Origin of the sequence: Geodermatophilus chilensis (assembly GCF_002802985.1) — a bacterium.
In the GTDB taxonomy this organism is placed as follows: Bacteria; Actinomycetota; Actinomycetes; order Mycobacteriales; family Geodermatophilaceae; genus Geodermatophilus; species Geodermatophilus chilensis.
The window spans coordinates 1-6962 of record NZ_NVPT01000227.1 but is presented as its reverse complement, the minus strand read 5'-3'; the positions used below and the strand labels follow the sequence as shown (position 1 = coordinate 6962).

Here is a 6962-nt window from a genome sequence, read left to right as displayed (position 1 = left end):
ATGGACTGTAGGGTAGGGACTACGTGTATATGCGTGGAAGTATGAGTCAGTGAGTACTGGTCTACACAGAAGTATAGTGTCATTGATGGAGCTGTGACCGCGAAGATGTACACGTAAGGAGCCGTCGGCAGCGTCAGATGTGTATAAGGGGCAGCCCCACCCCTCGCAGGCTCGCGGTGGGACCCTGCAGGAGGCCAGGCCCGGCACGGGGCCGTGGACCGGCGTCAGACCACGGTGGCGCGGAAGCAGGACGCCACGTGGTCGTCGACCATCCCGGTGGCCTGCATGAGGGCGTAGGCCGTCGTCGGGCCGACGAAGACGAACCCGCGGCGCTTGAGCTCGCGGGCCATCGCGGTCGACTCCGGGCTGGTCGCCGGGACGTCGGCGAGGGTGGCCGGGCGGGGCCGCGGAGCCGTGGGCGCGAAGGACCACAGCAGCGCCGAGAGCCCCTCCGGGACCCGCTGCGCGGCGCGGGCGTTGGCGATGGCGGCGGCGATCTTGGCGCGGTTGCGGACGATGCCCGCGTCGGCGAGCAGCCGCGCCTCGTCGTCCGGGCCGAACTCCGCCACCGCGTCGATCGAGAAGCCGGCGAAGGCGGCCCGGAACGCCGGGCGCTTGCGCAGGATGGTGATCCAGGACAGCCCCGACTGGAACGCCTCGAGGCAGAGCCGCTCGAAGAGGACGTCGTCGCCGTGCAGCGGCGTCCCCCACTCCTCGTCGTGGTAGGCGACGTACTCGGGGGCGCTGTCCCCCCAGGCACAGCGGATCCGGTCCACGGGCAGGCACGGTAACCGGGGCCGCCGACTGTCCCGGCTCAGTCCAGGCCCACGGCGCCGGTTAGCAGGTCCTTGGTGTAGAGGTCGCGCAGCCGGTTGCCGTCGGTCGCGGTCAGCGGCTGCGACGTCGTCACCAGCACCCAGTCGCCGGTGATCGCGAGCAGCCGCCCGTACTCGGCCGGCGTGACCGCTCCGGTGGGGCCGGTGGTGGCCCGCCCGGAGGCGTCCGCGGTGACCAACACGAGCGGCCCGGGGACGCCGCCGTCGAGGTCGCGCCGGTAGTGGTCAGTGTGCCCGTTCGTGTCGGCCGGCAGCGCCGCCGCGGCGGTGGAGTAGAAGGCGTGGCGGCCGGTGGGGTCCAGCTCCACCCGGTGCTCCCACACCGTCGTCTGCCCGGTCCCCAGGGGACGACGGCGCCGGTGACGGTGTCCACGCGGTAGGCCAGGCCCGTCGACCAGGTCTGTGAGGGGAAGGCGGTGGTGACGCGGTTGCTGGTGACCAGGGCGACGTAGCGGCCGTCGTCGCTGACCGCCCAGGTCGCCGACGTCGCGGTAGACCGCGAACGGCAGCGTCCGCCCGGTGGAGGTGGGCAACCGACCCCTGCTCCTTGAGGCGGGACGGGCCCGGCTCCCCGGACGGGTGACTCAGGGGACGGCGGCGTCCACGTCGCCCAGCTCGGCGCGGTCGCGGCGCACCGGGCTGCGGCGGGTGGCCAGCACGCAGCCGAGCACCACGACCGGCAGGCCGACCGCGAGGCCGAGGGTGAACGGCTCGTCCAGCAGGAGGACCCCGAGCAGCACCGCCACCGCCGGGTTGAGGAAGGTGATCACCAGCGCGCGCTGGGGGCCGACCTCGCGGATGAGCGCGAAGAACAGTGCCAACGCCACGGCGGTGCAGACGACCCCGAGGAGGAGCACAGCCAGCAGCGCGTCGGCGGGCGCCCGCGCGGCCTCGCCCAGCCGGGGGACGGCGAACGGCGCGTAGACCAGCGAGGTGACGGTGAGCGCCACCGCGCCGGCGGCCACGCCCGGCACGTCGGGCAGCGCCCGGCTGACGATCAGCGGCGCGGTCGCGTACCCGACGACGACCAGCGCGACCGCGAGCAGCGGCAGCGGCGCGAGGCCCTCGACGTCCAGACCGAGCAGCACCGCGATGCCGACCACGCCGAGACCCATGCCGAGCAGCCGGACGCGGCCCAGGCGCTCCTCCTCGCCGGTCAGCCGGCCGGCCAGCGCGGCCACGAACGGCACCCCGGCGACGAGCAGGCCGGTGAGCGAGCTCGACAGCGTCTGCTCGGCGTAGGCCAGCAGCAGCCAGGGGCCGGTCATCTCCAGCACGGTGAAGGCCAGCAGCGGCCGCCAGCGCCGCAGCGCCGGCCGCAGCTGGCCGCGGGCGACCGTCCACGGCAGCAGCAGCGCCGCGCCCAGCACGCACCGGCCGAAGACGACGACCACCGGCGGCAGCTCCTCGACGGCCACCTTGATGAGCAGGTACGGCACGCCCCAGATCAGCGACATCGCCAGGAACAGCGCCCAGCCACGACGGCTCACCGCCGTCCCCCGCCGTACTCCCGCACCCCGCCATCCTGCCCGGGCGTTTCCCGGACCTCCCACCGGGCACCGCCCGACGGTGCGCGCTGCCCCTCCCCCGTCCGGACGGCGGCTGGCGGCCTCGGGGCTGCTGTTCGGCGCCGGCCTCATGGGGTCGGTCGACGAGATCGTCTTCCACCAGCTGCTGGCCTGGCACTCCTTCTACGACCGGGCGAGCGGGACGGTGGGCCTGGTCTCCGACGGCCTGCTGCACGCGGCCACGCTCTCGGCCGTCGTGGCCGGGCTGGCGCTGCTGGCCGACCTGCGCCGCCGCGGTGTGTTCCAGGCCCTCCGCTGGTGGGCCTTCGTGCTGCTCGGTGCCGGGGCCTTCCAGCTGTGGGACGGCGTGGTCGACCACAAGCTGCTGCGGGTGCACCAGGTCCGCTACGGCGTCGACCTCACCGGCTACGACCTGGCCTGGAACGCCTCCGCCGTCGTGCTGCTGGCCGCCGGCACGGCGCTCCTGCTGCGGGCCCGCCGCCGCCCCGTCCGGTGACCGCGCCGGCCGTCCTCACGCTGGTGGGCGCCGGCGCGCTGTACGTGGCAGCCGGCCGGCGCACGCCCTGGCGGCTCCGCCGGACGGCGTCCTGGCTGGCCGGCCTGGCCGCGGCCGCGGTCGGCGTCGTCCTCTCGGCCGCGCACGGCGACCTGCGCCTGCACATGGCCGGCCACCTGCTGCTGGGGATGGTGGCACCGCTGCTGCTGGTGCTGGCCGCCCCGGTCACCCTGGCGCTGCGGGCACTCCCGGTCACGGCGGGCCGGCGGCTGGTCCGCCTGCTGCGCACCCCGCCGCTGCGCTGGGCGACCGACCCGCTGGTCGCCGTCCCGGCCAACGCGGTCGGATTGTGGCTGCTGTACGGCACGGGGCTGCACGCGGCCGCCGTCCACCGCCCGGCCCTGGGTGCGGCGGTGGCGCTGCACGTGCTGGTCAGCGGGTACCTCGCGACCGCCGCGGTGCTGGCCGTGGACCCGGCGCCGCACCGCCGCGGCGTCGGGGTGCGCGCCGGCGCCCTGGCCGCGGGCGCGGCCTCCCACGACGTCCTGGCGACGTGGCTGTACGCCGCTCCCCTGCCCGGGATGGCGCACGCCGCGGAGGGCGCGCGGCTGATGTGGGACGGCGGGAGCGTCGTCACGCCGGTCGTCGCCGCCGTGCTGTGGCGGCGCTGGTACACCAGCCGCGCCGCCGTCCGTGCCGCCGGACCACCTCCCGCGGCCGCCGTCGGGGCAGCATGAGCGGGTGGACGCCGCCGCCCGCCTCGCCGCCCTCGTCGACACCCTCGCCGTCGAGCCCGACGTGACCCCGCCCGATCCGACCGGCCCCCGCCGCTTCGGCTCGCGGGCGCTGAAGGTCGACGGAGCGGCCTTCGCGATGGTGGTGCGTGGCGCGCTGGTGGTGCGTGGCGCGCTGGTGCCAAGCTGCCCGAGGACCGCGTCGCCGCGCTGCTCGCCGACGGGCGAGGCGGGCCCTTCGGCGGGCGCGGGCGGCCCTACCGCGAGTGGGTGGCGCTGGCCGACGGCGAGCCGGCGACCGACCTGCCCCTGGCCCGGGAGGCGCTGGCGTTCGCCCGCTCCCGGCGCGACGCCGTCACCCCCGATCGCCTTCCGCGCGCGGAAGGCGATCGGGGTCAGCCGGTGTAGCGGCGGGCGAAGTCGGCGAACCGCTTCAACGAGAGGCGGATGCCGGCCACCGCGGCCGGCTTCACCAGCGGCCAGCCGAGCTGCCCGAGCAGGCCGAAGGGCAGCCACAGCTGCTCGGTCCAGGTGACGCGGGAGCCCGCGCCCTGGGGCGTGACCTCGAAGACCCCGGGCCCGCGCACGATGCGGCCGGTGTGCTGGACCACGGCGCGCCGCGGCGGGTCCCACTCGGTGATGACCATCGTGTCCAGCACGCCGCGGCGCCGTCGTCCCACGGGCAGGCCGGTGCGCGCCGCCAGCCGGCCGCCGACCGCGTGCGGGTCGCCGCCGGTGACCTCGACGTCGGTCAGCAGCATCCACTCCCCCTGGCGGGTCCAGTGGGTGAGGGCGGCCCACACCTGCTGCGGCGGGGCGTCCACGACCACCGTCTCCACCAGCTCACGCATCGCTCCGTGCTCCGTTCCCGCCCGCTGGGGCGTCGTCCGCACCGGGCGCCGTCCGCCCGGCCTCGTCCAGCCGGGCGCGCAGCGCCGCGACCTCCGCGTCGCGCTCCTCGAGCGCCTGGGCCAACTGCTCGACCAGCCAGTCGACCTCGGTCATCCGGTAGCCCCGGACGGTCACCGACATGCGCACCCCGCGGACGTCGTCCGCGGTGACCGGCCGGTCCTCGGGCAGCTCCAGCGGCGAGCGGTCCGGATCGGCCGGCGGCTGGGTCTCCCCCCGGCCGAGCAGCACCGAGCCGCCGAGGAACAGCAGCCCGCCGACCACCGCGACGGTGAGGACGAAGACGACCGCCTCGAGCACCCCGGCCTCAGGCGTCGCTCGGCGCGTCGTCCACCGGGAAGGCCCGCATCCCGCCGCCGTTGTCGCCGGCCTGCCGCGCCTTCTCGGCCTCCTGGACGATCCGCACGACCTCGTCGACGTCGTCGGTCACCGTGAAAAGGTCCAGGTCGGTGTCCTTGATGGTCGCCGCGGGCACCATCGTCGTCCGCAGCCAGTCGACCAGCCCGGACCAGTACTCCGACCCGAACAGCACCACCGGGAAGCGGGTCACCTTGCGGGTCTGCACCAGGGTGAGGGCCTCGAACAGCTCGTCGAGGGTGCCGAAGCCGCCGGGGAGGATGACGAAGGCCTGCGCGTACTTCACGAACATCGTCTTGCGGACGAAGAAGTAGCGGAACGCGATGCCGACGTCGACCCACTCGTTGAGCTCCTGCTCGAACGGCAGCTCGATGCCCAGGCCGACGGAGAGCCCGCCGGCCTCCGACGCGCCGCGGTTGGCCGCCTCCATCGCGCCCGGACCGCCGCCGGTGATGACCGCGTACCCGGCGTCGGCCAGCGCCGCGCCGATCGCCACGCCCGAGGCGTAGTGCGGCGAGTCCTGTGGCGTGCGGGCGCTGCCGAAGACGCTGACGGCCTTGGGCAGCTCCGCCAGCAGCCCGAAGCCCTCGACGAACTCGCTCTGGATGCGCAGTACGCGCCAGGGGTCGGTGTGCACCCAGTCGGTGGGTCCGCGGCGGTCGAGCAGCCGCGCGTCGGTCGTCGTCCCCTGCAGGCGGGGGTCCGGCTCCCCGCCGCGCAGCATCACCGGGCCGCGGTGGCGGGTGGGCCGGGGCTTGCGGGCGTTGGCGGGCTCCGGGGTGGTCGTCATGCGCGCTCCTGGTCCGTGGGCGTCGACAGGTAGGCGGCGAGCGCGTCCTCGGCCGGCTGCAGCCGGTCGACGAGGACGTGCTCCTCGCGGGTGTGGGCCAGCTGCGGGTCGCCGGGGCCGTAGTTGACGGCCGGGATGCCGAACGCGGCGAAGCGGGCGACGTCGGTCCAGCCGAGCTTGGCCCGCGCCGGGCGGCCGACGGCGGCGACGAAGGCCGCGGCCGCGGGCTCGGACAGGCCCGGCAGCGCCCCGCCGGCGTTGTCGGTGACCGTGAGGGTCGCCCCGGCCGCGATCGCCTCGGCGAACACCTCTCGGACGTGCGCCTCGGCGGCGTCCTCGTCCCGGTCGGGTGCGTAGCGGAAGTTCACCGTCAGCGCGGCCTCGTCCGGGATGACGTTGCCGGCCACGCCGCCGGAGATGCCGACCGCGTTGAGGCCCTCGCGGTACAGGCAGCCGTCGATCTCCACCTCCCGCGGCCGGTACGCGGCCAGCGTGGCGAGCGCCCCGGCGAGCCCGTGGACGGCGTTGACGCCCAGCCAGCTGCGGGCGCTGTGCGCACGCCGGCCCTTCGTCTCCAGCCGGGCCCGGAGGGTGCCCTGGCACCCGGCCTCGATCTCGCCGTCGGTGGGCTCGAGCAGGATCGCCAGGTCGCCGTACAGCCAGCCGCGGCGCTCCCGCGCCACCCGGCCGAGGCCGTTCTTCACGGCCTCGACCTCCTCGTTGTCGTAGAAGACGAAGGTGAGGTCGTGCGCGGGCTCCGCGCCGGGGACGCCGAAGCGCCCGGCCAGCCGCAGCATCACCGCGTCGCCGGCCTTCATGTCGCTGGTGCCGCAGCCGTAGAGCCGGCCGGTGGCCTCGTCGAGCCGGCTGGGCACGTTGTCGGCGATCGGCACGGTGTCCAGGTGCCCGGCGAGGACCACCCGGGTCGGGCGGCCGAGGTCGGTCCGGGCGAGGACGGCGTCGCCGACCCGCTCGACCTCGAGACCGCCGAGCGCCCGCAGCGCCGCCTCGACGGCGTCGGCCAGAGCGCCCTCGCTGCCCGACACCGACGGGGCGTCGACCAGCGCGCGGGTGAGCGTCAGGACGTCGGCGGCGGGGTCCAGCGGGGGCAGGTCGGTCACGACTCCCGAGCCTACGGGCGGCGCCATGGCCGAGCCGCCGCAGCGCGCCAGCGGCACCGGCCCGTTGCGCACCGTTCACCCCACCGGCCGATCCGGCTGGTCTGTCTCCTGGAACTCCATCCCCTGCCCCCTCCTGGAACCTCAACCCCTGCCCCGCATGGTGGGCAGGGGTGGAGCGACGGGAGGGGGA

10 protein-coding genes are annotated in these 6962 nt (G+C 75.7%); 3 read left to right on the top strand and 7 right to left on the bottom strand.

Translation table 11 applies throughout. The annotated features are described in order from the left end of the window. Positions 1-224 precede the first annotated feature (224 nt). The 3 genes from CNO22_RS24705 to CNO22_RS24695 all read right to left on the bottom strand — a co-directional run bounded on the left by CNO22_RS24705 (position 225) and on the right by CNO22_RS24695 (position 2326). Positions 225-776 carry a DNA-3-methyladenine glycosylase I gene (locus CNO22_RS24705; RefSeq protein ID WP_232807329.1) on the bottom strand — a complete coding sequence of 184 codons (552 nt, stop codon included), beginning with the start codon at positions 774-776 and terminating at the stop codon, positions 225-227. A gap of 38 nt (positions 777-814) precedes the next feature. Further along, entirely contained in the window at positions 815-1144 is a 330-nt protein-coding gene (locus tag CNO22_RS24700; RefSeq protein ID WP_157937111.1) for a hypothetical protein, read from the bottom strand. 276 nt (positions 1145-1420) lie between these two features. Continuing rightward, on the bottom strand, positions 1421-2326 hold the full coding sequence (locus tag CNO22_RS24695; RefSeq protein WP_100501900.1) for a DMT family transporter: 906 nt from the start codon (positions 2324-2326) through the stop codon (positions 1421-1423). A 79-nt stretch (positions 2327-2405) separates the two neighbouring features. On the opposite strand from CNO22_RS24695, the gene CNO22_RS24690 reads away from it, so the two are divergent. From CNO22_RS24690 to CNO22_RS27985, 3 genes are all read left to right on the top strand, one after another. Next, positions 2406-2861 carry a DUF2243 domain-containing protein gene (locus tag CNO22_RS24690; RefSeq protein WP_100501899.1) on the top strand — a complete coding sequence of 152 codons (456 nt, stop codon included), beginning with the start codon at positions 2406-2408 and terminating at the stop codon, positions 2859-2861. Further along, a complete protein-coding gene (locus CNO22_RS24685; RefSeq protein WP_100501898.1) occupies positions 2858-3598 on the top strand; it encodes a cytochrome c oxidase assembly protein in 741 nt (246 codons plus the stop codon). The genes CNO22_RS24690 and CNO22_RS24685 overlap by 4 nt, the downstream gene beginning before the upstream one ends. Positions 3599-3865: 267 nt before the next feature. After that, entirely contained in the window at positions 3866-4003 is a 138-nt protein-coding gene (locus CNO22_RS27985) for a hypothetical protein (protein WP_157937110.1), read from the top strand. Here the strand turns inward: CNO22_RS27985 and CNO22_RS24680 are convergent. From CNO22_RS24680 to dapE, 4 genes are read right to left on the bottom strand one after another with little or no spacing between them, the layout of a single operon-like run. Then, a complete protein-coding gene (locus CNO22_RS24680; RefSeq protein WP_100501897.1) occupies positions 3991-4446 on the bottom strand; it encodes an SRPBCC family protein in 456 nt (151 codons plus the stop codon). The genes CNO22_RS27985 and CNO22_RS24680 overlap by 13 nt on opposite strands. Further along, entirely contained in the window at positions 4439-4804 is a 366-nt protein-coding gene (locus CNO22_RS24675; protein WP_100501896.1) for a DivIVA domain-containing protein, read from the bottom strand. The genes CNO22_RS24680 and CNO22_RS24675 overlap by 8 nt, the downstream gene beginning before the upstream one ends. Before the next feature lie 7 nt (positions 4805-4811). Further along, positions 4812-5651, bottom strand: a complete 840-nt coding sequence (locus tag CNO22_RS24670) for an LOG family protein (protein WP_100501895.1) — start codon at positions 5649-5651, stop codon at positions 4812-4814. Next, positions 5648-6772, bottom strand: coding sequence for a succinyl-diaminopimelate desuccinylase (gene dapE / locus CNO22_RS24665; protein ID WP_100501903.1), 1125 nt, complete (start codon positions 6770-6772; stop codon positions 5648-5650). Before dapE ends, CNO22_RS24670 begins: the two co-directional genes overlap by 4 nt. Positions 6773-6962 lie beyond the last annotated feature (190 nt).